The following is a 24,217-nucleotide window of genomic DNA, read 5'->3' as shown; positions in this document are numbered from 1 at the left end:
CAAACCTTATACCTCCCGATAAGCATTCTTTAATTTTCAAAGCTCTTTTGCCGTGATAGTATCAATATATCAAAACAAAAGAACATAATTGATTGGAGGAAAAAATCATGGCAGATATAAAGCAGAGCGCATTAGAACTTATTGGGGGAACACCACTTCTTCAGCTGAACAATTACAGCAAGAACGCAGGAGCTACTGGAGCAACGATCCTTGCAAAGCTTGAGTACTTAAATCCGGCAGGATCCGTTAAGGACAGAGTTGCACTTAACATGATAGAGGATGCAGAAAAGAGCGGTAAGCTTAAACCCGGCGCAACAATCATTGAGCCTACCAGCGGAAACACAGGAATCGGACTTGCAGCAGTTGCTGCAGCCAAGGGATACAGAGCAATTCTTACACTTCCCGAGACAATGAGTGTTGAAAGAAGAAATCTTCTTAAGGCATACGGCGCAGAGATCGTTCTTACAGAAGGCGCAAAGGGCATGAAGGGTGCCATCGCAAAGGCTGAGGAACTTGAGAAGGAAATCGACGGAGCGATCATCCTCGGACAGTTTGTAAATCCTGCAAACCCTGCAATTCACAAAGCTACAACTGGTCCTGAGATCTGGAAGCAGACAGATGGCAAGGTTGATATCTTCATCGCAGGTGTTGGTACAGGCGGAACAGTTACAGGTGTAGGCGAGTACTTGAAAGAGCAGAATCCTAACGTTAAGGTTATCGCTGTTGAGCCGGCAACAAGCCCCGTTCTTTCAAAGGGAACAGCAGGACCTCACAAGATCCAGGGTATCGGCGCAGGTTTCGTGCCTGACACACTCAACACCAAGGTTTTCGATGAAGTTATCGCCATCGAGAATGAGGATGCTTTTGCTGAGGGCAAGAGATTCGCAGTTTCAGAAGGAATCTTGGTTGGTATTTCATCAGGTGCTGCACTTAAGGCTGCTACAATCGTAGCTAACAGAGAAGAGAACAAGGGCAAGAACATCGTAGTTCTTCTTCCCGATTCAGGTGACAGATATCTTTCAACACCGCTCTTTGCTGATTGATAAGACTCATAATAGTTTCTTTTTCATAACATATTTAAGGTTGCTCCACGGCTCATTCGCTGTGGAGCAATTATCATAAATAAAAATGAGTCACTGGGGACGTTTCAGTTTGACTCAAAATGAGTCAAACTGAAACGTCCCCGGTGACTCATTAATAAAAAACAGGATATGGTGGCTATGGGCAAATACGATTTTGACAAATATATCGACAGAAGAAATACGGACTGTATCAAGTGGGATTTCGGTATGCAGCGAAAGGGCAGGGATGACCTGCTTCCGCTATGGGTTGCTGACATGGATTTCAGGCTTCCCGAAGAAGTGATAAAAGACATCTCGGACAGAGTGCTGCACGGAGTATTCGGCTACACGGATCCGGGAGATAAATATAGAAATACTGTAAAAGAGTGGTATGAGAGAAGGCATGGTTTTACTTTTGATGGAAAAGACATCACGGTTACCCCGGGAGTTGTCTACGCCATAGCCATTGCCATCAGGGCATTTACAGAGCCCGGCGATGCTGTACTGATTCAGCAGCCGGTGTATTATCCGTTTTATGAGACCATAGTTCTCAATAAAAGAAAAGTCGTAAACAATCAGCTCATCTATAAAGACGGGCATTATGAAATAGATTTTGAGGATTTTGAGAAAAAGGTCATTGATAACAATGTAAAGATGTTCCTCTTATGCAGTCCTCACAATCCTGTGGGAAGGGTATGGACTGAGGAAGAACTGACAAGGCTTGCAGAGATCTGCAAAAAGCATGATGTATATGTCTTTGCGGACGAGATCCACTCAGACTTTGTTTATCCGGGATTTAAGCACACATCCTTCATGAGCCTTGCGCCGGAACTGAGAGAGAAGCTTGTACTCGGAACTTCACCCAGCAAGACCTTTAACCTGGCGGGACTTCAGGTCGCAAATATAATCATTCCCGATAAGGAAATGCATAGGTCTTTTGACAGAGAAAACGAAGCCGCCGGCTATTCACAGCCAAACGTTCTTGGAATGGTTGCCTGCATGTCGGTCTACACAAAGGGCGAGCAGTGGCTGGATGAGCTGTTGGAGTATCTTAAGGGGAATCTTGATTACGTGAGGGAGTACTTAAAGGAGAATATTCCACAGGTTAAGCTCATTGAACCTGAGGGAACATATCTTATCTGGCTTGATTTCTCGGAAGTGACGAATGATCACAAGGAGCTTGAGAAAATCATAGTTGATAAGGCTAAGCTTTGGCTTGATCCGGGGATTATATTTGGCAGAGAGACTAATCTTTTTGAAAGAATCAACATAGCATGCCCGAGGTCAATTTTGAAGCAGGCTTTGGAGCAGCTTAGTCAGGCACTTTGAGTTGAGGTGAGTCAAACTGAAACGTCCCCAGTGACTCACCAATTCCGGGAGGAGACATAGATGGAAGATTACAGTATAGAGACGGTCTGTCAACTTAATGACAAGTCAATTGCAGATCAGTGGGGAGCCCTGAGTTTCCCCATATATCAGTCGGCGACTTTCGCCCACAGGGGACTTGGCGAGAGCACCGGCTTTGATTACACAAGAATGCAGAATCCTACAAGGCAGCAGCTTGAGTACGTTGTGGCATCGCTTGAACACGGCATTGATGCCATGGCTTTTGCCAGCGGAATGGCTGCAGTTGCGGCTGTTATGGAGCTCTTTAAACCGGAGGATCACTTTATTGTGGATTCTGATCTTTACGGCGGAAGCATAAGGCTCTTTAACGAGATCAGCAAAAAGAACGGTCTGACCTTCACTACAGGCGACCTTAGCAGCGGGGATTACAGATTTCTTTTCCAAAATAATACAAAGGCTGTATATCTCGAGACGCCCACCAATCCTATGATGAACGTTACGGACATCGCAGAGTTGGCTGTGGAGGCCCACAAGAGGGATGCACTGCTGATCGTGGACAACACGTTCCTCTCGCCCTACTTCCAGAATCCGCTGGACCTGGGGGCTGACATCGTTATCCATTCCGGAACCAAGTTCCTGGGCGGACATCACGATACCATCGGAGGCTTCGTCGTAGTTAAGGATAAAGAGATTGATGAGCGCCTACGCTATATCTACAAGACCACAGGCGCCGGACTTTCGCCCTTTGACAGCTGGCTGATATTAAGGGGAATCAGGACTTTGTCGGTACGACTTGACCGCGCCCAGGAGAATGCTTTCAAGATTGCTGAGTACTTAAAGACCAGTAAGTACGTGACCAAGGTCATCTATCCCGGCCTTCCAGAGCATCCGGGCTACAAGATTTCCACGAAGCAGGCCAGGGGCTACGGAGCAATGCTCAGTTTCGAGGTGGAGTCAAAAGAGCTTGTGGAACATATTTTAAGGAGCCTTGAGCTTATCTACTTTGCCGAGAGCCTTGGCGGAACAGAGACACTGATCACTTACCCTCTGACGCAGACCCACGCGGATGTGCCTAAAGATCTTTTGGCCAAGAACGGAATTACCGACAGGCTTCTCAGACTTTCAGTCGGAATTGAGAACGCGGACGACCTCATTGCCGATCTGGAGCAGGCTTTCGCCTCATTTAAGTGATACTTATAACAGGCTATAACAGATGTGTATTTTACGCAGGGACAGGCCTCGTGCATAATTAATTTGTAAGATAAACATGCACCTGAAAAGAGGTCTGATATGAAGAATATTCTTGCGTTTGGCGATTCAAATACATGGGGACTGGTTCCCGGAACGAAGGAGAGATATCCCTGGGGAGTAAGATGGACAAGCCTGGTTCAGGAGAGCCTTTCCGATGCCAGAGTCATAGAAGAGGGCTTGTGCGGAAGGACAACGGTTTTTGAGGATGAGCTCAGACCTTTGAGAAAGGCCGTAGATGCGCTTCCTATGGTTCTTGAGAGCACGTATCCGGTGGACGCGGTGATCATTATGCTTGGCACAAATGACTGCAAGTCCTTATTCCATGCCAATGCGTACACCATAGCCAAGGGACTTGAGCAGTGCCTTAATACAATCAGTAGCTACGTTTCATCAGACAAGATCCTGGTTGTATCGCCGATTCATTTGGGAGAAGAAGTTTGGAGAGAAGATAAAGATCCTGAGTTTGACAGCCGCTCAGTGGAAATCAGTAAGGATCTTCAAAAGTTCTACAGACAGGTTGCAAAGGAAAACGGATACAAATTCCTGGCAGCCTCCGACTATTCTGTAGCCAGCAACATCGATGAGGAGCACCTTGATGAAGAGGGGCACAGGAGACTTGCCGAAGCAATCCTTGAAAAAATCCAGGAAATGAAAATAGCTTGATCCGCAGGCTCATGGATTTCAAGACAAAATACTACGCTGCGGGTATGTGTTTTTTGCTTTATTGATTTAAAGATGCAAAGTGTGCTATCATGTTCAAAAATAATTTGGTGTGAGGAGTTTGAGCATGACCATACTTCAGCTGAAATACGTTATTGCCATAGATGAAGAGTGCTCCATGAGAAAGGCTGCCGACAGGCTCTATGTTTCACAGCCCGGTCTTTCAAGTGCCGTAAGGGACCTTGAGAGCGAGCTTGGAATCCAGATTTTTGAGAGAGTCCACAACGGCGTTGTAACAACGGCTGCCGGAGCTTCTTTTATTGCATACGCAAGAAATGCCGTGGAGCAGTTTGAGAAGGTTGAGGACAAGTACTTAAATGCCAAGAACGAAAGGCCCACATTCTCAGTATCCATGCAGCATTACACCATAGCCGTTGACGCGTTTATCGATACGGTAAAAGAGTATGATCTCCCCGAGTATCAGTTCTCAATCCGTGAAACCCAGACCAGCGAAGTGATTGAGGATGTTAAGACCTTAAAGAGTGAAGTCGGAGTTATTGCACTTTCCGACTTTAACAAGGCGACATTCAAGAAGATATTTGTGGATGCAGCTCTGGAGTTCCATGAGCTCTTTTCCCGTGATACCTATGTTTACCTTAGCAAGCACCATCCCCTGGCTGATGCAAAAGAGCTATCTCTTGAGGACCTTCAGGACTACCCCTGCATGGTATTCGATCAGGGCGACAATACCTCTTTCTACTATAGAGAAGAGGCCCTTGCTACCTACGATTACAAGAAGGTGATTTCAACCAACGAAAGAGCTACATCAATCGAGCTCATGCTGGGACTTGACGGATATGCTGTCGGCGCAGCAATGCTGGGCGAGGGCAAGACTTCATCCGATATCCATGTGATCAAGCTCAAGGAAGATGAGATGCTGACCTTTGGCTACATCACCAGAAAAGGGCAGGAGCTCAGCGAAATGGGCAAGACCTTCGTTGAGAATCTTGAGAGGCATAAGGAAAACTGATCACCCTATAAGCTATATTTATCGGCGTCTATAAACCCCTTGTTATTGCACGGGTGCAAAACGGGGAGTATATTATAGAAAATAGTTAATAACTGAGGAGGACAATTATGAAAAAGAACGTATTGGCAAGCCTTGTACTTGCAACAACATTAACTCTTGGCGCTCTTACAGGCTGCGGAGACGCAGCACCTGCAGAGACCACACAGACAACAGAGACAACAGAGGCAGCTCCTGAGGCACAGGCAGAAGCTCCTGCTACAGCAGATTCAGGTGACAAGAAGATCACAGTTGGTGCAACACCTGTACCTCACGCTGAGATCCTTGACAACATCGTAAAAGAGGTTCTTGCAGAGGATGGATGGGAACTTGAGACTGTAGTTTTCTCAGACTACGTACTTCCTAACACATCACTTGAGCAGGGAGAGCTTGATGCAAACTACTTCCAGACTCTTGGTTACATGAACCAGCAGAACCAGGATGCAGGCCTTCACCTTACAGCAGTAGCAGGCATCCACATCGAGCCAATGGGTATCTACTCACAGAAATATAAGGCTCTTTCAGAGCTCCCTGATGGCGCTACAATCGGTATTCCTAACGATCCTGATAACGGCGCAAGAGGACTTGACCTTCTTGTTCAGAAGGGACTTCTTGTTTCAAAGGGTGACTTCGGTACAGACCCAAGCTACACAGAGGATACACTTACAAAGGATAAGGATGCTAACCCTCACGGATATGTGATCACACCTCTTGAGGCAGCAAACCTTCCACTTTCACTTCCTGATCTTGATGCAGCAACAATCAACGGAAACTACGCACTTGAGGCCGGACTTCCTGCTGAGTACCCTGCACTTGACATCGAGACATTTGATGATGAGACAACTGTAAAGAGAACCAACTTCCTTGTTGTTAAAGAGGGCAACGAGTCTTCAGAGAAGACACAGGCTCTTATCAAGGCTCTTCAGTCTGACAAGGTTCAGAAGTACATTGACGACACATACAAGGGTGCAGTTATCACATCTTTCATTGATGCACAGTAATTTTAGCCATTAGCCATAACATAATAATCCTACCAATGAGAAAAGACACGCTGCCCATTTGCAGACGTGTCTTTTTCCATATAATGCGAAGCAGTCAGCATTGTGGTACAATAGAGCATGTTTAGGGCAAAAGAGCTCTTATCAAATCAGATTGGAACGAGAAGAAATGATAACTATCAGTAATGTTAAGAAAACCTTCGACAGAACAGAGGTACTTAAAAACGTCTCCATGGAAATCGAGGATGGAGAGATATTCGGAATAATCGGTCAGTCCGGAGCAGGAAAATCAACGCTGCTGCGCTGTATCAACGGACTTGAGACCTATGACAGAGGAGAGATAAGGGTAGACGGCAAGCTCGTTGATGTTAAGAACAAAAAGGAGCTGCGTCTTCTTCAGAAGAGAATGGGTATGATCTTCCAGGGCTTTAATCTTCTTGAGAGACTGGATGTATACCATAACGTGGCACTGCCCATGAAGTTCTGGGGAATTCCCACCAATACTCCGGAGGCAAAAGAGAAGATCATGAACCTCATTCGCCTGGTTGGCCTTGAGGAGAAGGTCCACGCCAAGCCAAGGGAACTCTCCGGTGGTCAGAAACAGAGAGTTGCCATTGCGAGAGCGCTGGTACTTGACCCGGAGATCCTTCTTTGCGATGAGGCAACAAGTGCGCTGGATCCGGAGATTACAAAGGGGATATTAGCTCTTTTGCAGAGGATCAATAAAGAAATGGGCATCACCATCGTAGTGGTTACTCATCAGATGGAAGTTGTTAAGCAGATCTGCCAGAGAGTTGCATTCCTTAGTCACGGACAGATGCTGGCCATCGGCAAGCCCGAGCAGCTCTTCGTATGGCCCAAGGAGAGGGAAATCAGAGACTTCCTGCGTGAAGAGTCTGACAAGCTTCCTATAACCGGCATCAATCTAAAGCTCTTTTTCTTCGGAGAAGGCAACCAGAGGCCTATCGTTACGCAGATGTCTCAGGAGCTTCAGACAGATTTCAATATCTGCTGGGCTAAGCTTGAGGACTTCAGAGAGGATGTTTACGGAAGCCTGGTTCTCAACATGGAGGAAAAAGACCTTGAGAGAGCATGTGCTTTCCTGGATTCCAAGGGCGTTACCTGGGAAGTGATCAAATAAGAAAGTAACTCATCCGGAGGAAAAAATAGATGTTAGAGCAAATACTTAATCCCGCCATTTATCCAATTATTCTGCAGGCGTTTTGGAAGACCCTTATCATGGTTTTCTGGTCGACGCTCTTTTCTGTGATACTTGGATTTATTCCGGCGGTAATACTTACACTTACAGCACCCGGAGGACTTAAGCCAAACAAGATCGTGTATGGAATCCTGAGCTTTATTGTAAATGTGTTCAGAAGCTTTCCATTCATCATTCTGCTGGTAATCCTTATTCCTTTCACAAGGGCGCTGGTTGGAAAGTCCATCGGTACAACGGCTGCTATCGTTCCGCTTACCGTTTCAGCGATTCCTTTTATCGCAAGGGTGTTTGAGACGTCTCTTCGTGAGACCAATCCCGGAGTTATCGAGGCTGCAAGATCCTTTGGAGCTTCAAACTTCCAGATACTTATGAGAGTTTATGTAAAAGAGTCTATTCCGAGAATGTTAAACGGAATCGTGCTTCTTGTTATCTCACTTGTGGGCTACTCAGCTATGGCAGGAACTGTTGGAGGCGGCGGTGTCGGTGATATCGCGATTCGCTATGGTTATCAGCAGTACAAGACTGAGTACCTGATTGTGTGCTCACTGATACTTATCATATTCGTACAGGCTGTGCAGGCTCTTGGCAATTTGATGTACAAAAAGATGAGCTGATAGGATTTTTAGGTAGTTGCTTCTTTTGACTTTTCAATGGAGGTGAACTTTATGAACGCTAATATCTGGATTGGTATTTTAATTCCTTTTGTTGGAACAGTACTGGGCTCGGGCATGGTCTTTTTCATGAAAAAAGAGCTTGGTGGTCAGGTGCAGAGAGCTCTTACGGGCTTTGCCAGCGGAGTCATGGTAGCAGCATCTATATGGAGTCTTATTGTGCCGGCGCTTGAACAGGCTGAGGGGATGGGGACTTTGTCTTTTGTCCCTGCAGCTACAGGCTTCTGGATCGGAATATTGTTCCTGCTCTTTTTGGACAGTGTGATTCCGCATCTGCACATGAATGCAGAAGAGGCTGAAGGTCCTAAGTCCAAGCTTCAGAAAACAACCATGATGGTTTTGGCAGTTACTCTTCACAACATTCCCGAAGGAATGGCTGTGGGCGTTGTATTTGCCGGGCTTCTCTCAGGAAGCGCACCGGTTACTGCAGGTGGAGCGCTGGCTCTTTCTCTTGGTATCGCAATTCAGAACTTCCCTGAGGGCGCTATCATTTCAATGCCTCTACATTCAAAGGGAAAGTCCAAGTTTGGAGCGTTTATGGATGGTGCTTTATCAGGCGCAGTTGAGCCCATCGGTGCTTTGCTCACTATATTTGCAGCAAGGCTGATTGTACCTGCGATGCCGTATCTTCTGAGCTTTGCAGCGGGCGCCATGATGTACGTTGTAGTTGAGGAGCTGATTCCCGAGATGTCAGAGGGCGAACATTCTAACATCGGCGTTATCATGTTTGCGCTGGGATTTACGCTTATGATGGCGCTGGATGTTGCTCTGGGCTGATGAGGGCTGTGGCGCATTTGGACGCGGCGCATATGAACTTGATGAGAGCTAAGTTGGAGGATTTTGATGAGAGATTTTGACGCAGTGGTTTTCGACATGGACGGGATCATCTTTGATTCCGAGAGAGCCGTGCTCGAGAGCTGGTACGTGGTTGCTGACAGGCATAATCTGGGAGACATCACAGAGGCGTTTTTGGCCTGTACCGGAGTTAATGATAAAGAGACCAAGGAGATAATGCTTCGTCGTTTCGGCGAAGATTTTCCTTATGATGAATATTCCAAGGAGGCGTCAGTTATCTTCCATGAGAAGTACGACGGTGGCAAGCTTCCAATGAAGATCGGGGTAAAAGAGATCCTGACTTTCCTTAAGGATAGTGGCAAAAAGATAGCGCTGGCTTCCTCTACGAGAAGACCGGTTGTTGAAGCTGAGCTGAGGGATGCGAGAGTTTTGGACTACTTTGATGAGCTTGTAACCGGGGACGTGGTTAAGAAAAGTAAGCCGGATCCGGAGATATATCTTTTAGCATGTGAGAAGATAGGTGTGGCCCCTGAGAGGTGCTATGCCATTGAGGATTCCTATAATGGGGTCAGGTCTGCAAGCGGAGGCGGACTTAAGGCTATCATGGTGCCTGATCTTCTTCCTGCAAATGATGAGATGAAGGAGCTTACGGAGAGCGTTCAGGAGAGCCTTCTGGATGTGATTGATTATTTGAAAAACGAGTAATGGTGCGGTTTATGGATAGTGGATTAAAGAGTAAGTACGAGAGGCTTCTTGAGATCCTTAAGGGATACGGGAGTGTGGCGGTTGCCTTTTCAAGTGGAGTGGATTCGACATTTCTTTTGCATGCTGCCAAAGAGGCTCTTGGGGAGAAGGCTGTGGCGCTTACTGCAAGTTCCAGCTTTGTGCCAAAGAGAGAGGTCCTGGAGGCCAGGGAGTTCTGTGAGAAGATTGGCGTAAAGCATCTGGTGGCTGATGTGGACGTTCTTGCTATTGATGGAGTTTCGGAGAATCCAAAGGACAGGTGCTATCTTTGCAAGAAGGCGCTGTTTAAGGGATTTCTTGATACGGCTGAAAGAGAGGGCCTTTCGGCTGTGGCCGAAGGATCCAACGTAGATGACGAGGGCGACTACAGGCCGGGAATGAAGGCTATCGCCGAGCTGGGTGTTAAAAGTCCGCTGCGGGAAGCAGGGCTTAAGAAGCAGGAGATAAGGGATCTTTCCAAAGAGTTCGACCTTCCTACCTGGAACAAGCCGTCGTTTGCATGTCTTGCCAGCAGGATTCCTTATGGAGAGGTTATTACAAATGACAAGCTTCGCATGGTTGAAGAGGCGGAAGAATATCTTTTGAATAAGGGCTTTAAGCAGTTCAGGGTAAGAGTCCACGGAAGTGGAGCGCCGTTGGCAAGGATAGAGCTCTTGCCGGAGGATATGGACAGGGCTATGAGCCTTTCTGTTCGAGAGGAGATAAATGATAAGCTTCATGGAATGGGATTAGCGTATGTTGCGCTGGACCTTAAGGGCTATCGCACCGGAAGTCTCAATGAAGTTTTGAAATGAGTTGTTATGGGACTTTTTCTGAATAAAGGACTTAAAAAGATAATAAATCCCCGGGCAATTTTAGCACTTGCTGTGACAGGCATGGTGTCTGCACTTGCCTGGGGTTGCGCTTTTTTCGGGGAGAAGATATATACCTCGACGATATTTGCCATGGACACTGTCATGGAGCTGCAGATTGCAGGGGGAAGGGATTTTACGCCGGAGGCTGAGGAGTACATAAGGCGCCTTGAAAAAGAGCTGTCGGTTACGGATGCTTCCAGCGAAATTGCAAGGCTTAATGCTGACGGAGAGGGCGAACTTTCTGAGGAAGTCGGAAGCATTCTTTTGCAGGCAAAAGACGTGTGTGACAGAACCGACGGGGCTCTGGACATCACTATTTATCCTGTGCTTAAGGCTTGGGGATTTACAACCGGAGAGTACAGGGTCCCTTCTGATGAGGAGATTGCAGGACTTTTGAGCAGTGTTGACTATAAGGGAATTGATATAGAGGTTGAGGAGAATGCAGCTGATTCCGGTGCTGGTTCCGGCTCCGGGGATGGGGACAGTGCCGGAAGCACGGTTAAGGTCGGGCTTTCTGAAGGAATGCAGGTTGATCTTGGAAGTGTGGCCAAGGGATATACAGGAACAGCAGTTGCTGACATGCTTAAGTCTGAGGGCGTGACACATGCGCTGTTAAATCTCGGCGGAAATGTGCAGTGCATAGGAAGTAAGCTTGACGGGAATCCCTGGAAGGTCGCAATAAAGAGCCCATTCCCTGATTCAGCTTCAGGGATGATCGGCGTTGTGGATGCTGATGATGTTGCAATCATAACTTCCGGCGGATATGAGAGATACTTTGAGGAAGATGGCAAGAGATACTGGCACATCTTAGACCCTGCAACCGGAAGGCCTGCCGAGAACGGCCTTGTATCCGTGACGATTGTCGGTAAGGATGGACTGTTGTGCGACGGCTTATCTACAGCTCTTTTTGTTAAGGGGCTTGATGAGGCGATAGAGCAGTACAGGCAGTCTGATGATTTCGAAGCAATCTTTGTAACTGAGGATAGGGAAGTCTATGTGACGGAAGGCCTCGCAGATAAGTTTGCACTCACTTCTGAATACCACGACCTTCCCCTGCAAGTCATAACAAAATGAGTCACCGGGGACGTTTCACATTGACTCATTTTGAGTCAAAGTGAAACGTCCCCAGTGTCTCATTATGAGACAAAGTGAAACGTCCCCGGTGACTCAAAAAGGGAGTCAAAGAGAACCGTCCCCGGTGACTCCCTCGCGGAATTCGACGGGGGTTACGCCGAAGCTCTTTTTAAAGAGCCTGGTGAAGTAGGAATAATTATCGTAGCCGACCTTCAGCGATATGTCGCGGATAGAGTCGTCGGTCTTTAAAAGGAGCTTGCGCGCAAGGTCGAGGCGCTTTTCTATGATGTAATTCTTAAAGCTCATTCCTGTTTCTTTTTTGAATATCTTAGTGATGTAGTCAGGCGCGAAGTAGAAGAGCTCTGATAAATGCTCTCTGCTCATGTCCTCGGTGAAGTGGGCATCAACGTACTGAAGAAGTGATGTCACGGAGGTTTCATCGATGTAGATGATGTCCTGGCTCTCGTCAAAGGGCATGGAAGCCATGTTTACAAGGCTGTCCAAAACGTCCGGGATGTCTATAGGTTTTTTGTCAGAGCTGATAAAGAACCTGGGCTTTGCAGAAAATTCCTCGGAAAGTGAGTAGTAGAGCTCGCTTACAAGCGGGCGAAGGCCTGCCTGATAGGACTCATCCTCTACAGGTATGAGGCCGAAGAGCACGTAATCCTCAGCCTGGTAAGGAAGGAGCACGCCCTGAGAAATAAAGCTGCTTCCAAAGATCGACTCCATGATTGCTCTGATGCGGATTGCCATCTTACCTCTGTCATGCGAAAGGTTCTTGCTGCTGAACTGGATAAGGCATGCCACAAAAGAAGACATATCCTCATCGAATCGTCGAATTCTTCCCATATCTGCAAGAAAAGCCTTATAGGTAATGCGCCTGTCAATGAGATAGTCATACCAGAGCTTGGAGAGCGCACTTCCGGTATCGGGCTCATCGGATGAAACCTCTGCCAGAGCCTGTCTGATGATGTTTGTGAGTTCCGGGTAGTCGATGGGCTTAAGGAAGTAGTGAAAACTCCTAAGCTCCAAAGCCCTTTTCGCATAAGAAAAATCAGCATAATTGGTCAGGAAAATCGCCGGAATGGTGTTGCCCTGTTCGCGCAGGATTCCCAGAAGATCAAGACCGCTCCCATGGGGCATGTCGATATCGCTGAGCAGAAGATCCACGGTCTGGTTTGACAGGATCTCCTGGGCCTTGCCGATGTCATTGGCGGTGAAGACCGTGGTGATCCCAAGGCTCTCCCAGTCTATATTCTTTTCAAGTGCCGCAATAACAAAGCGGTCGTCATCTACCAGTAAAATGTTCATCTATTTCCTCATTCAAACTTTGACGGGGATGCGAAGAGTGATCCTAGCTCCGTGCTCCTCTGTGTTGTCAGCGATGAGCTCAAAGGAATTGTTGTAAAGAAGACTAAGTCGCCTTATACAGTTCGTGATTCCGATGTGGCTTCCATCGTCTGAGATAATATCCTCACCGTTTTTTATCTTGTTAAGGATCTGCGGATCGAATCCCTGTCCGTTGTCACTGATGACAATCTCCAGGATATCGCCTGCGCCGTCCTCTGCATCCAAAAGCTTTTTGGCACTGATGGAAATCTTCAGACTCTCGCCCTCAGGCGGAGTCGCATGCTTGACGCTGTTCTCCACGAAGGTGATAAGAAGAAGCGGAGGGATGCTGAGCTGATTGCAGTCCTTGGGAAGGTCCGTCTCATATTGCGTGGGGCGTGAGAGCCGCATATTCTGAATCGAGAGATAGTCCTCCACATGGGCCAGCTCGTTGATGAGCGGCACAAAGTTATTGTTCACCTGGAAAAGATATCTGAAATACCTGGAGGTGAACATAAGCATTTTCTTGGCTGCATCCATATCCCCAAGGCTCACCATGCTGTCAATCGTGGTGAGGCAGTTGAGGTAAAAGTGCGGTTTTATCTGCTGCTGCAGGAAGTGAATCATGAATTTGTTGTTGTCCAGCTCCGCCTCGTAAACATCAATTCGCAGCCTTGTTATCTCATGAATGAGATTCTTGAACTGGTCGTTGATCTGATTGAGCTCCTGTACACGGCTGTCAGTGAGGATCAGTCCCTCAGTGTCTTTTAGCGAATCCATCTCTGAGAGGCTCTTTGAAAAGATCTTTATGGGAAGAATGACCTTCCTGTAGCTGACCAGAACATATCCGCCCATGATAAAGCACAGCATCAGCGCCGCTAAAAAGACGATGAACTGTAAAAAGAACAGCCTTCCGTAATTACCAAGCGCAAGAGAATCTATGGCCAGAGTGAAGGGAAGATCTGCCTCGTCGCCGGGGAAGATAAGTCTGTTATAGAAGTTTCCTCTAAAGCCCCCGGGACCTTCGCTTGTCCTGTAAAAGACATCTCCGTCTGCGCTAAGTGCCTGGATGGAGCCCTGCTCTCCCAGATTTATTGAAGAGAGCGGAGATAAGATATCCTCCATGGAAACAACGCATGAGAAAATGCGATGCTCGTAGGTGATGCTGTAGTACAAAAAGGCATTGTCACCGATCATGCATGGTTCCCAGGTATAGTTGGTTCCTACATCGGACTTGATTCGCTCTTTTATCTTTTTATAGGTCTCATAGTTTACCTTCAGGTCAGAGGCATTAAAAAAGATATCCTTTTCATCCCAGTAAAAGAAATACATATACTCAGAACCTGTCGAGTACTGCATGTCACTTACGCGAAGGCGCAGCTCGTTGCTTGCGTCCCTGAAGTCGCCCATGTGCCCAGCTTCATCAAAGGCATCGAGGATCGGGTCGTGAACTACGGTCCACTGAACGAAGTGCTCTATGGCAGAGAGCTTGTGCTCTAATTCATTTTGATAAATGTTTACGCTGCTCTTAAGGGCCAGGTTGTTCTGCTTCCTGATCTCGGAAAAAGAGAACCAGCTGACCACCACAAAAAGTATCACCACCGGAATGGCGAGATAAAGTGTCTTGGTCAGCATCTGAACAACCGGGTAAGAGCGCGTTCTTCCTTTATTTTTCATGAGTTCATTATATAGAAAAGAGATTTGGCAGGCTATAGCTTTTAGATACTTTGTCCAAAAAGTGCTACGGGGTGAACGAAAAAGTGCTATTTAAAAAAATCTAAAAAAATTATTATCGATTCATAAACAAAAGGAGTGAGCGATGAATAACAGGTTCCTTAGATTTATCAAAAAGAATTATCAGCTGTATCTGCTTCTTGCACCTTCAGCAATACTGCTGTTCTGCTTTGCCTACCTTCCCATGGTGGGAATCGTGATTGCTTTTCAGAGTTACTCACCGGCGCTTGGAATACTGGGCAGTAAGTTCGTGGGCATGAAGAACTTCATGCAGTACTTCAGATCATATCAGTTTGCAGTTACCATCAAGAACACGCTGGTACTGAGCATTTACAGCATACTGGTTGGCTTCCCGCTTCCGATTCTTCTGGCGCTGATGTGCAACCAGATGAAGACCAAGATGTTTAAAAAGGTGTTCCAGGTTGTGACTTACCTTCCGCACTTTATATCAACAATGGTCATGTGTGGTCTGATTCTCATCTTCCTGTCACCATCAAGCGGACTGTTTGCGAACCTCTTTAAACTCTTCGGAGCACAGTTCCCGAACCTCATGGCCAGCGCAGCAAACTTCAAACATGTATATGTATGGAGCGATATCTGGCAGCACCTTGGATGGGATTCAATCATCTATCTGGCAGCACTTGCGGGAATAGATCCAACATATTACGAGGCAGCAACCGTTGACGGAGCAACAACTCTTCAGAAGATAAGATACATTGACATACCGATGATTCTTCCGACAGCAATGGTTCTTCTGATATTAAGAGCCGGAAGCATTCTCGGTATAGGCTTTGAAAAGGTCTTTTTGCTGCAGAACGTACAGAACATCATGAGCAGCGAGATCATATCAACCTATGTTTACAAGATGGGTATGCAGAGCATGCAGTACAGCTTATCAACAGCTATCGGCCTGTTCAATACAGTGGTTAATGTGATAGTTCTTTTGCTGGTTAACCTGATATCCAAGAAATTCACAGATAACAGTCTGTTCTGATAAAAGGGGAAAAGAGATGATCGGTAAAAAGAAATTTTCTCAGGACGCCGTGGTCAACATCATATTCCACGCCATAGCGATCCTGATGATCATAGGAGTTATTTATCCGCTGTGGTTTGTTATCATAGCATCCTTCAGTAATCCTGCGGATGTTGCCAGCGGTAAAGTATGGTTTTGGCCTAAACAATTTGATGTAAGGGGATACCAAAAGCTTTTTGAGCAGAGACAGATCTGGAAAAGCTACTTGAACACTATCCTTTATACCATAGTCGGCACTGCGGTTGCTCTGCTTGTTAATATAACTGCCGGCTATGCAATGTCCAGAAAAGATTTACCCGGAAGAAAATGGATAAATGTTTTCTACATAATCCCGATGTTTGTCAGCGGTGGACTGATCCCGATCTACCTGGTTGTCAAGCAATTTGGCCTCCTTGATACTTTTCTGGTCATGGTTCTGCCATTTGCGGTATCCACTTACAACATTATTGTGGCAAGAACGTTTTTTCAAAATTCCCTACCGGAATCATTGTGGGAGGCAGCCCAGATTGACGGCTGCTCCACAATGAGGTACTTCGTTCAGTTCGCAGTTCCGCTCTCAAAAGCAGTCATCGCGGTTGTGGGACTCTGGACAGCAGTTGGACACTGGAATTCATGGTTTAACGCTCTTATATATCTTCAGAATGAAGACCTGATACCTTTGCAGCTCTTGCTTAGAAGAATACTTATTGCAAACGAGTCACTTCTCGGAGCAGCAACAGGCACCATGGCACAGGAGCTCAGACAGCTCTCAGACATGATGAAGTACGGATCAATTGTGATTTCTACACTCCCCATTATGATGCTCTATCCATTCTTGCAGAAATATTTCAACCAGGGCGTCATGATAGGAGCGGTGAAGGGATAAATAGTATACAATTATAGTTATGAGAAGGAGAGAGAAAATGCAGAAAAAGTATGGTTTATTGGCTGGCGCACTGGCACTGAGTTTTGCACTTACCGCTTGCGGAAGCGCAGCAGGTAGTACTGCTACTCAGACTACAGGTACAGATGCAACACAGGCAGCTACTACAGCTGCAGCTCAGACTGAGAGCGCAGGCGGGAACAACGCCTACACAGTTGCTACTGTAAGATGGGCTGATTGGGGTGAGGATTATCATCTTGGATTCCCGGACAAGGCTGCAGAGGAAGCAGGAATCAGCCTGACATGGGACACAATCCTTAATTCAGACTGGGCTGACAAGAAGGCAGTTCTTCTTGCAGGTGGAGATCTTCCCGATGCTTTCATGGGATCAATCTGTTTCTCAGAGTCAGATGTTCTTACAAATACAGGATCATTCATCGCCCTTGACGATTATATTGATGAGTACATGCCTAACTTCAAGGCTATCATGGAAGCAGATCCTACAATGAAGGCTCTTGCTACATCAGCTGACGGACACATCTACGGACTTCCTTCCAAGAAGCCTTGCAGACCTATCGTTGCAAACCAGATGTTCATAAACAAGCAGTGGCTTGATAATCTTGGACTTGAAGTTCCTACAACATATCAGGAATTCGAGGATGTTCTTACTGCATTCAAGGAGCAGGATGCAAACGGAAACGGTGATCCAAGCGATGAGATCCCATTCGGACAGGGCTATGCTGATTCAGTTATGTTCTTCTGCCTTCCTTTCGGAACAACAATCGGTGCTGACGGAACATACATGATGGCAGTTCAGGACGGAAAGCCTGTTTACCTTCCTGTAACAGATGGCTACAAAGCAGGTATCGAGTGGATGCACAACTGCTACGCTAAGGGACTTATCGATCCTGAGCTCTTCACAGAAGATTCTTCAATGCGTGATGCAAAGCTCATGAACGAGACACCTATCATTGGTGCAGCTCCCGGCTGGACAGCTGATTCAACCTTTGGCGCAAACGCAGGTCAGTACGTTGCGCTTCCTGCACTTGCAGGTCCTGACGGTAAGCAGTACATCTCATCAGACCCTGAGCACTGGAACTACTCAAGATATGAGTTCGTAGTAACAAATAAGTGCGAGAACCCAGGTCCACTTCTTGCATGGGCAGACAAGTTCTACACTGATGATGCATCAATCCAGAACTTCTATGGCTCTTTTGACAAAGCAATCTCCAAGGCTGATGACGGAACATACACAGTTCTTGAGCCCGATGATGGCAACTCTGCAGATACATTTGCATGGATCCAGTCACTTCGTGATTTCGGTCCTAAGTATGTAGCTGACGGCTTCAACGACAAGGTTAAGTACGCAGGAGCAAACGGCGATGCAAGTAAGCTTGCCCTTGATAAGGAAATGAGCAAGTATGCAAAAGAGGCATATCCTAACGTAAGTTACACAACAGATCAGCTTACAACTCTTGCAACTCTGTTCACTGACCTTGATGCCTATGTAACAGCATCACAGGCTACATGGGTAACAGAGGGTGGCGTAAACGAGCAGTGGGATGGCTATATCTCAACTCTTGAGACCATGGGATACAACGATTTCATCCAGATCCAGCAGGATGCTTACAACACATATCAGTCTAATAAATAAAAAAACCATGTTTTTATCTAAGAAGCCGGTGGAGGCCAGAGAAAGTCTCCGCCGGTTTTTTGATTGGATTTCTCGGTGGCAATAAGGTATACTCTTTAGGTGTTTTGACACGGGGAAAAGAGATTTAGAAAAAGGAAATGACAGAACAGGAATTTTTAGATAAATACGGATCAAAACTAAATGATGAACAGCTTACGGCTGTAAGGACCATAGATGGGCCGGTGCTCCTTCTGGCTGTGCCGGGAAGTGGCAAGACTACGGTACTGGTTAACAGGCTCGGATACATGCTTTATGTAAAAGAGATTGACCCGGCAAGCATACTGACGCTGACTTATACCGTTGCTGCCACAAGAGATATGGCTGAGAGATTTAAGAGCATCTTTGGCGAGGATGTTTCTGAGAGGCTTGAATTCAGGACCATAAACGGAATCTGCGCCAAGATAATAGCTCACTATGGCAGACTTATCGGGAAGACCTCTTTTGACCTGATCACAGACGAGAAGCTCTCGGGAAAGATTCTGACTGATATATTTGTGAGAGTTATGAAGGAATATCCCACAGAGAGCGACATCAAGATGGTCAGGACCCTGATCACTTATTGCAAGAACATGATGCTTGAAGCGGACGAGATCAGGCGCCTCGGCGAGGACGAAGGGCTCGAGCTTTTGCAGATTTATGAGAGCTACAACAAAGAGCTAAAGGCCAGACGTCTTATGGACTACGACGATCAGATGATCTATGCCTACAGGATGCTCAAGGGGTCAAAAGACCTTTTGGAGTTCTACAGGGACAAGTACAGATATATCTGTGTCGACGAAGCCCAGGACACCTCGAAGGTGCAGCATATGATCATAGCTCTTTTATCCGGAGAGCAGGGCAATCTTTTCATGGTCGGGGACGAAGACCAGAGCATTTACGGGTTTAGAGCTGCATATCCGGAAGCTCTTTTGCACTTTGAAAAAGAACATCCCGGGGCCAAAGTTCTTGTGATGAACAGGAATTACAGATCCAGCGCCACGATAGTTGAGGCAGCAGATATCTTTATTCAAAAGAACTTCAGCCGACATGAGAAGCACATGCGCGCCACCAGGGATGCGCAGTCTGAAATAAACTTTATCACGCTGGGAAAGAGAGAGTCTCAGTACAAGTATCTGCTTGAGGTGGCCAGGGATGCATCGTCTCAGACGGTGGTTTTGTACCGCGATAACGAGAGCGTCCTTCCGCTGGTGGATCTCTGCCTTAGAGAGAACGTTCCGTACAGGATTAAGAGCGCCGACATGGCATTCTTTTCGCATCGAGTTGTAGTGGATGTTGTCAACATGCTCAGGTTCTGCCAAAACCCATACGATCCGGACCTCTTCATGAAGATATACTTTAAGTTCCAGACTTTCCTCAGAAAGCCTGATGCAGAGGCTATGTGCAGGATTGCAGATGAGAGGCATATAGGTATTCTTGATGCTGCAGAGTACGCTGATTTGGGCAAAAGAGTCCTCGGCAACGTCAGGGCTCTCAGGACGCACTTCAGAAATATGGCAGGTGAGAGTTCTTATAAGGCCATAAGCAGGCTTGATAAATTCATGGGATACGGCGAGTATTTAAGCGACAACAACATGGATGTGGGAAAGCTCTTTATCCTGGAGTGTCTTGCAAAGAACGAGCCGACAATTGAGGGCTTTATTGAGAGACTGGACGTGCTCAGGCAGACTCTTACTGAGGAGAAGCCAAACTTTAAGAGCAACTTCATTTTGTCCACAATCCATTCAAGTAAAGGTCTTGAGTATGACACCGTCTATCTGATGGATGTCATAAACGGCGTTCTTCCCGGCAAGGTAATAAACTTCAAGAAGGCAACACCCAAGGAGAAGCAGGACTATGAGGAGGAGCGAAGGATCTTTTACGTCGGAATGACCAGGGCCAAGGATAACCTCAATATCCTGAAGTATTCAGATGCACCATCTATATTCGTGTCAGAGATGAGCAAGATGAAAGAAGTGCCCGAAACCGAGAAAAAGAAACCAAAGAAAAAGGCAGCAAGTGTCCTCCTTAAGCCAACTCCGCTTCTTAAGAAAAAGAGGGCGGTGAAGGAGGAAAAGGATGTACCCGATAATCTTGTGATCGGGGAGAGAATAAGCCAGAGTAAATATGGCGAAGGCACAATAATAGATGTCAGGTGGGATGACGATGATATACCCACAACATTTACAGTACAATTTGACTCCGGAGACGAGAGGATATTCATGTATCCGTTCGCGTTCACTACGGGGATGAAAGTGATAGATTAGGATGAAAAAAGGTAGTAATTTTCTTAGAGGTCTTTTAACAACAATAGTAATGCTCTCGGTCATGGCAGGTTCAATGTTCTTGGGATACAGATTCCTTAAGGCGTTTAACCCTGTGGCTGCGGAGAAGATCGGAGATGCTGCGCAGACAGCAAAGGACAAGACAGAGGAAAAACTAGGGATTGAGCTGACGCCTTCGGGGCAACCTGAAGAAATTCCGGAAGTGACGCCGGTGGACGAGACGGAAAAAGAGAGCGGGGTAAAAGTTGTAGATATTACGCCCGAGAAGAAGCCATATACCGGTATAAAACTTTACGAGACTGACGGATATTTTTTTAATGACAACGGAGAGGTGCTGACTAATTTTCATGACAACGATCCATTTGGGATGTATGTCTATTTCGATGCAGACAGAAAATACGGAGTAATCCTAAAGAACAGGAATTGCTACCTGGTGGAAGCAGACCTTACATTTAAGCAGATAGCAAGTGGCTGCTCTTGTGCCGGTATCAGCTATGATGGTACGACGGTCTATTACATTTCTTCTTCGGCAGGACTGTGGCTGTATAATACTGAGACCGGGGAGGAGACGTTTCTTTCAGATAACGGTAGCAGACCACGTATTTCTCCGGATGGTAAAACAATTGTCTATAATGATTACCTACCTGACAGTAAACACGGCGTTGTTATCGGAGGAATCGGAAAAGAGCCGGTTGTCATTGATGAGGCTAAAACAGGTATGTTTACTCCTTTGGCGGTTAACAACGGCGGTAATATTGTATTTTATGAGCTGTACTCGGGAAACGACAATGGTTTTTACTGTTATGAAAATGGTGAGTCAAGGAGAATCAACAAGGAATATGCATACCATTCTTACTTTGACAGATCCTGTGAGAAGGTGCTTTATACAGATAACGAAAAGGTATGGTACTTTGAGAGTGGGCTGGATGTGCCGGTAGAGCTTGCAGATGACATGCGTGAGATCGAGATTGTAGATGCTGATGTAAATCATACAGGTGACATGGTGAACGATGCTATTGTTGGTGTGGATAACCTGGCGGATGCTGTGATACTGGATTGCGGAGATAAGACTTATTGCCTGAGTAAGGACTGCACATCGGCTGTGCAGCTCAGAGATGGCGGATATGCGTATAAGTATGCCATGACTTCAGAGGGACCGACCTGTCTATATAAACAGGATGGCGCTACCTATAAAGCGGTATATAAATCCGGTGATGTTGACGAGACGATCATATCCGAGAAAGACAGGATTTTGGAGCGCATAGAATATGTAGATGGTTTTTCTGAGGGCTTTATTTTAAAATTAGAATATGACGAACACGGTGATGATTTCAAGCTCTATTATTTCAAAGAGGGTGAGGAAGATGTACTTCTTGATAATTGCGGTGAGGAAAACATTAACGGAGTGATCTGGGATGAACTGTTCGGAAAATGCTACTACACATGTGATGGTGAACTCAGAAGCATTAATAAAGACGGATCGTCAAAGGCAACGGTTGCTACCGATGTGGACTATCTGATAAATTATGTAAACAGTGAAGAAGTTGCAGGCTATGAAGACAGCAACGGTAAGTATTTCATTGTCATAAACAACAATGTATTCGAGAAGTAAAAAATGAGTCACCGGGGACGTTTCAGTTTGACTCAAAATGAGTCAAACTGAAACGTCCCCGGTGACTCATTTTCTTCAAAAGAAAAATAACCTCCCGGTTTTCTCCAAAACGAATATTTTTAGTTTCGCCTTGTGGAAGTAAACTCTTATCAACAGGTAAGAACTTGGAGAAAACAAAAAGGAGGTGAACGCACATGATGACAATCATATTCTTTGTTTTGTTCTTCATGATCTTCGGCAGACTGCTTGGTTTCGCATTCAAAGCAACCTGGGGCATAATGAAATTCTTGTTCTACATTGTGTTCCTTCCATTTATTCTTGTTGGAATGGTTGCTTACGGATTTGCTTTTATAGCTCTTCCGATTCTGCTGATCATCGGAGTTGTCGGACTTCTTAGAACAGCTTGATAATAAAAATGGCGCGGCCTGATGGCTGCGACTTTTTTTGTTTATCTATGAAATTAGCCCTGGCTACTGCTTGAACTGCTTTCTGTTGTGTTCTGATCACTTGGCATCTGGCCATTCATTCTGCCGCCTTTGCCACCACGGAACTGACCATTTGGCATCTGACCATCCTGAGGCATCTGACCGCCTTCCGGCATTTGACCACCCTCAGGCATCTGTCCGTCAAAGCCTTCAGGCATCTGACCGTCCTGTGGCATCTGGCCGCCCATTCCTCCACGGCCTCCGCCGAATCCGCCCATTCCGCCCATCATCTGGTTGGTGAGCTCTGTAACTTCCTCGCCGTTAACTGTAACTGTTCCGCCGTTTAACTGAGCTTCGCCGTCCCAGTCAAAGGCTGAGTTTCCGGTAACTGAGATTGTTCCGCCGTTGATGTAGATATTTCCGTTGGCATCAAAACCGTCTGTGTCTCCGGCACCCATGTTTACTGTGATATCGCCACCGTTAACCTCTATAACAACATCGTAGGCAGTGCTCTTCTGAGTTGCATTGATTCCATCATCGGAAGCTTCAATCTTGATGGTTCCGTCGTTGATCTGCACGTAAGTTGCTTCAAGTCCCTCTGCAGCAGTGATATCGAAGGTTCCGCCGTCAATCATGAGAACAGTTGTCGCCTGGATACCATCCTCTGTAGCGTTAATTGTGAAATTGCCGCCCTGGATGTAGATATATCCAAGAGTATTGTCATCTGAATTCTCGCTGTGGAAAGTGTCTTTTTTACTTGTTATATCAAAAGAGCCATCGTAGATCCTGATGGAATCGTTAGCCTCTACAGCATCTTCAGTTGATGTGATGTTATAGGTTCCGCCTGTAACCTTGAGGTCGTCCTTGGCAGAAATTCCGTTTGCTGTTGACTCGATGTTAAGTGTTCCTGTTCCGTTGAGGACAAGGTCTGACTTTGAGTAGATAACTGCGTCTAAGTTGGTTGTACCGTCGGCTGTAAATGTTCCTGTGACCTTAAGAGTGCTGGTGCCATCTGCTGTGGTTACAAATACTTTGTCTGCGCTCTTTACGTAGATTGCCGGATCTGTTGTATTTGTAATGCTTGCGCCATCAAGTACAATCTGCACTTTGTCGGTATCTGCAGCCTCTACGATAATTGATACATCGGTAGCTGTTCCGCTTATTACATATACGCCTTCCTGTGTGATACTGATGTCCTGGCCATCCTCAAGTGTCATGTAGTAAGCATCTGTAAGGTCAGCCTCCTGTTCGAGATCTCTTTCGGAAAAGAGATCTGAAGTATCGATCAGTGTATCGGAACTGGCTGAAGCTGATGATGAAGAAAGATTTTCTTCCTGGGTGCTTGCTCCGGACTCCGAAAGCTCTTTTTCCATGGAAGGCTCAGTTGTATCTGCGGACGACTCCGTTCCAATCATAGATGAAACTTTATCCTCAATATCAGTTGTTGCACAAGCTGTAAGTGTAAGCGCTGATGCAATGAATACGGTCATTAAGGCTACTGTGATTTTTTCTCTTTTAAGCATTTTTA

At 46.3% G+C, this 24,217-nt stretch carries 21 protein-coding genes; 18 read left to right on the top strand and 3 right to left on the bottom strand.

Annotated features, from left to right (window positions below; translation table 11 throughout):
• The first annotated feature begins 107 nt into the window (after positions 1–107).
• The 12 genes from cysK (at position 108) to G633_RS0110040 (ending at position 11,740) form a co-directional block, all read left to right on the top strand.
• Positions 108–1,043, top strand: a complete 936-nt coding sequence (gene cysK, locus G633_RS0110095) for a cysteine synthase A (RefSeq protein WP_026519834.1) — start codon at positions 108–110, stop codon at positions 1,041–1,043.
• A gap of 177 nt (positions 1,044–1,220) precedes the next feature.
• A complete protein-coding gene (locus G633_RS0110090) occupies positions 1,221–2,390 on the top strand; it encodes a MalY/PatB family protein (RefSeq protein WP_026519833.1) in 1,170 nt (389 codons plus the stop codon).
• 60 nt (positions 2,391–2,450) lie between these two features.
• Positions 2,451–3,599, top strand: coding sequence for a trans-sulfuration enzyme family protein (locus tag G633_RS0110085; RefSeq protein ID WP_035771041.1), 1,149 nt, complete (start codon positions 2,451–2,453; stop codon positions 3,597–3,599).
• A gap of 99 nt (positions 3,600–3,698) precedes the next feature.
• Positions 3,699–4,322 carry a GDSL-type esterase/lipase family protein gene (locus G633_RS0110080; protein ID WP_026519831.1) on the top strand — a complete coding sequence of 208 codons (624 nt, stop codon included), beginning with the start codon at positions 3,699–3,701 and terminating at the stop codon, positions 4,320–4,322.
• A gap of 124 nt (positions 4,323–4,446) precedes the next feature.
• Entirely contained in the window at positions 4,447–5,349 is a 903-nt protein-coding gene (locus G633_RS0110075) for a LysR family transcriptional regulator (protein ID WP_026519830.1), read from the top strand.
• Between the two features lie 107 nt (positions 5,350–5,456).
• On the top strand, positions 5,457–6,386 hold the full coding sequence (locus tag G633_RS0110070) for a MetQ/NlpA family ABC transporter substrate-binding protein (protein ID WP_026519829.1): 930 nt from the start codon (positions 5,457–5,459) through the stop codon (positions 6,384–6,386).
• A gap of 166 nt (positions 6,387–6,552) precedes the next feature.
• Positions 6,553–7,524 carry a methionine ABC transporter ATP-binding protein gene (locus tag G633_RS0110065; RefSeq protein ID WP_026519828.1) on the top strand — a complete coding sequence of 324 codons (972 nt, stop codon included), beginning with the start codon at positions 6,553–6,555 and terminating at the stop codon, positions 7,522–7,524.
• Between the two features lie 29 nt (positions 7,525–7,553).
• A complete protein-coding gene (locus G633_RS0110060) occupies positions 7,554–8,216 on the top strand; it encodes a methionine ABC transporter permease (RefSeq protein ID WP_051200098.1) in 663 nt (220 codons plus the stop codon).
• 51 nt (positions 8,217–8,267) lie between these two features.
• Positions 8,268–9,050 (top strand): ZIP family metal transporter, encoded by a 783-nt coding sequence (locus G633_RS0110055; protein ID WP_026519826.1) that lies wholly within the window; start codon positions 8,268–8,270, stop codon positions 9,048–9,050.
• A gap of 66 nt (positions 9,051–9,116) precedes the next feature.
• Entirely contained in the window at positions 9,117–9,773 is a 657-nt protein-coding gene (locus tag G633_RS0110050) for an HAD family hydrolase (RefSeq protein ID WP_026519825.1), read from the top strand.
• An 11-nt stretch (positions 9,774–9,784) separates the two neighbouring features.
• Positions 9,785–10,606 (top strand): ATP-dependent sacrificial sulfur transferase LarE, encoded by an 822-nt coding sequence (gene larE / locus G633_RS0110045; RefSeq protein ID WP_026519824.1) that lies wholly within the window; start codon positions 9,785–9,787, stop codon positions 10,604–10,606.
• 6 nt (positions 10,607–10,612) lie between these two features.
• Positions 10,613–11,740 carry an FAD:protein FMN transferase gene (locus tag G633_RS0110040; protein WP_242838857.1) on the top strand — a complete coding sequence of 376 codons (1,128 nt, stop codon included), beginning with the start codon at positions 10,613–10,615 and terminating at the stop codon, positions 11,738–11,740.
• Positions 11,741–11,845: 105 nt separating this feature from the next.
• Here G633_RS0110040 and G633_RS0110035 read toward each other — a convergent pair whose 3' ends face one another.
• Both G633_RS0110035 and G633_RS0110030 read right to left on the bottom strand, forming a co-directional pair.
• Positions 11,846–13,051 carry a response regulator transcription factor gene (locus G633_RS0110035; RefSeq protein WP_026519822.1) on the bottom strand — a complete coding sequence of 402 codons (1,206 nt, stop codon included), beginning with the start codon at positions 13,049–13,051 and terminating at the stop codon, positions 11,846–11,848.
• Positions 13,052–13,063: 12 nt separating this feature from the next.
• Positions 13,064–14,746 (bottom strand): sensor histidine kinase, encoded by a 1,683-nt coding sequence (locus G633_RS0110030; RefSeq protein ID WP_081664743.1) that lies wholly within the window; start codon positions 14,744–14,746, stop codon positions 13,064–13,066.
• A gap of 142 nt (positions 14,747–14,888) precedes the next feature.
• Between G633_RS0110030 and G633_RS0110025 the strand changes: the two genes are divergently transcribed.
• The 6 genes from G633_RS0110025 (at position 14,889) to G633_RS0110000 (ending at position 22,671) form a co-directional block, all read left to right on the top strand.
• The gene (locus G633_RS0110025) at positions 14,889–15,797 is read left to right on the top strand and encodes an ABC transporter permease (protein WP_026519820.1); all 909 of its coding nucleotides are present in this window, start codon (positions 14,889–14,891) and stop codon (positions 15,795–15,797) included.
• A 16-nt stretch (positions 15,798–15,813) separates the two neighbouring features.
• The gene (locus tag G633_RS0110020; protein WP_026519819.1) at positions 15,814–16,701 is read left to right on the top strand and encodes a carbohydrate ABC transporter permease; all 888 of its coding nucleotides are present in this window, start codon (positions 15,814–15,816) and stop codon (positions 16,699–16,701) included.
• A 37-nt stretch (positions 16,702–16,738) separates the two neighbouring features.
• A complete protein-coding gene (locus G633_RS0110015) occupies positions 16,739–18,352 on the top strand; it encodes a sugar ABC transporter substrate-binding protein (RefSeq protein WP_026519818.1) in 1,614 nt (537 codons plus the stop codon).
• Between the two features lie 137 nt (positions 18,353–18,489).
• Positions 18,490–20,634 carry an ATP-dependent helicase gene (locus G633_RS0110010; protein WP_026519817.1) on the top strand — a complete coding sequence of 715 codons (2,145 nt, stop codon included), beginning with the start codon at positions 18,490–18,492 and terminating at the stop codon, positions 20,632–20,634.
• 1 nt (position 20,635) lies between these two features.
• On the top strand, positions 20,636–22,264 hold the full coding sequence (locus tag G633_RS0110005) for a TolB family protein (RefSeq protein ID WP_155834939.1): 1,629 nt from the start codon (positions 20,636–20,638) through the stop codon (positions 22,262–22,264).
• 194 nt (positions 22,265–22,458) lie between these two features.
• Positions 22,459–22,671 carry a hypothetical protein gene (locus G633_RS0110000; RefSeq protein WP_026519815.1) on the top strand — a complete coding sequence of 71 codons (213 nt, stop codon included), beginning with the start codon at positions 22,459–22,461 and terminating at the stop codon, positions 22,669–22,671.
• Positions 22,672–22,724: 53 nt separating this feature from the next.
• Here G633_RS0110000 and G633_RS18040 read toward each other — a convergent pair whose 3' ends face one another.
• Positions 22,725–24,212 carry a carbohydrate-binding domain-containing protein gene (locus G633_RS18040; protein WP_081664742.1) on the bottom strand — a complete coding sequence of 496 codons (1,488 nt, stop codon included), beginning with the start codon at positions 24,210–24,212 and terminating at the stop codon, positions 22,725–22,727.
• Positions 24,213–24,217 lie beyond the last annotated feature (5 nt).

This window comes from Butyrivibrio sp. FCS006, assembly GCF_000424525.1.
Taxonomy (GTDB): Bacteria; Bacillota; Clostridia; order Lachnospirales; family Lachnospiraceae; genus Butyrivibrio.
The sequence above is the reverse complement of the archived record's forward strand: the minus strand, read 5'-3'. Positions and strand labels throughout refer to the sequence as shown.

Coding starts and splice junctions, on each gene's coding strand:
- cysK (WP_026519834.1), top strand. CDS start 108: ATGGCAGATATAAAGCAGAGCGCATTAGAACTTATTGGGGGAACACCA.
- G633_RS0110090 (WP_026519833.1), top strand. CDS start 1,221: ATGGGCAAATACGATTTTGACAAATATATCGACAGAAGAAATACGGAC.
- G633_RS0110085 (WP_035771041.1), top strand. CDS start 2,451: ATGGAAGATTACAGTATAGAGACGGTCTGTCAACTTAATGACAAGTCA.
- G633_RS0110080 (WP_026519831.1), top strand. CDS start 3,699: ATGAAGAATATTCTTGCGTTTGGCGATTCAAATACATGGGGACTGGTT.
- G633_RS0110075 (WP_026519830.1), top strand. CDS start 4,447: ATGACCATACTTCAGCTGAAATACGTTATTGCCATAGATGAAGAGTGC.
- G633_RS0110070 (WP_026519829.1), top strand. CDS start 5,457: ATGAAAAAGAACGTATTGGCAAGCCTTGTACTTGCAACAACATTAACT.
- G633_RS0110065 (WP_026519828.1), top strand. CDS start 6,553: ATGATAACTATCAGTAATGTTAAGAAAACCTTCGACAGAACAGAGGTA.
- G633_RS0110060 (WP_051200098.1), top strand. CDS start 7,554: ATGTTAGAGCAAATACTTAATCCCGCCATTTATCCAATTATTCTGCAG.
- G633_RS0110055 (WP_026519826.1), top strand. CDS start 8,268: ATGAACGCTAATATCTGGATTGGTATTTTAATTCCTTTTGTTGGAACA.
- G633_RS0110050 (WP_026519825.1), top strand. CDS start 9,117: ATGAGAGATTTTGACGCAGTGGTTTTCGACATGGACGGGATCATCTTT.
- larE (WP_026519824.1), top strand. CDS start 9,785: ATGGATAGTGGATTAAAGAGTAAGTACGAGAGGCTTCTTGAGATCCTT.
- G633_RS0110040 (WP_242838857.1), top strand. CDS start 10,613: ATGGGACTTTTTCTGAATAAAGGACTTAAAAAGATAATAAATCCCCGG.
- G633_RS0110035 (WP_026519822.1), bottom strand. CDS start 13,051: ATGAACATTTTACTGGTAGATGACGACCGCTTTGTTATTGCGGCACTT.
- G633_RS0110030 (WP_081664743.1), bottom strand. CDS start 14,746: ATGAAAAATAAAGGAAGAACGCGCTCTTACCCGGTTGTTCAGATGCTG.
- G633_RS0110025 (WP_026519820.1), top strand. CDS start 14,889: ATGAATAACAGGTTCCTTAGATTTATCAAAAAGAATTATCAGCTGTAT.
- G633_RS0110020 (WP_026519819.1), top strand. CDS start 15,814: ATGATCGGTAAAAAGAAATTTTCTCAGGACGCCGTGGTCAACATCATA.
- G633_RS0110015 (WP_026519818.1), top strand. CDS start 16,739: ATGCAGAAAAAGTATGGTTTATTGGCTGGCGCACTGGCACTGAGTTTT.
- G633_RS0110010 (WP_026519817.1), top strand. CDS start 18,490: ATGACAGAACAGGAATTTTTAGATAAATACGGATCAAAACTAAATGAT.
- G633_RS0110005 (WP_155834939.1), top strand. CDS start 20,636: ATGAAAAAAGGTAGTAATTTTCTTAGAGGTCTTTTAACAACAATAGTA.
- G633_RS0110000 (WP_026519815.1), top strand. CDS start 22,459: ATGATGACAATCATATTCTTTGTTTTGTTCTTCATGATCTTCGGCAGA.
- G633_RS18040 (WP_081664742.1), bottom strand. CDS start 24,212: ATGCTTAAAAGAGAAAAAATCACAGTAGCCTTAATGACCGTATTCATT.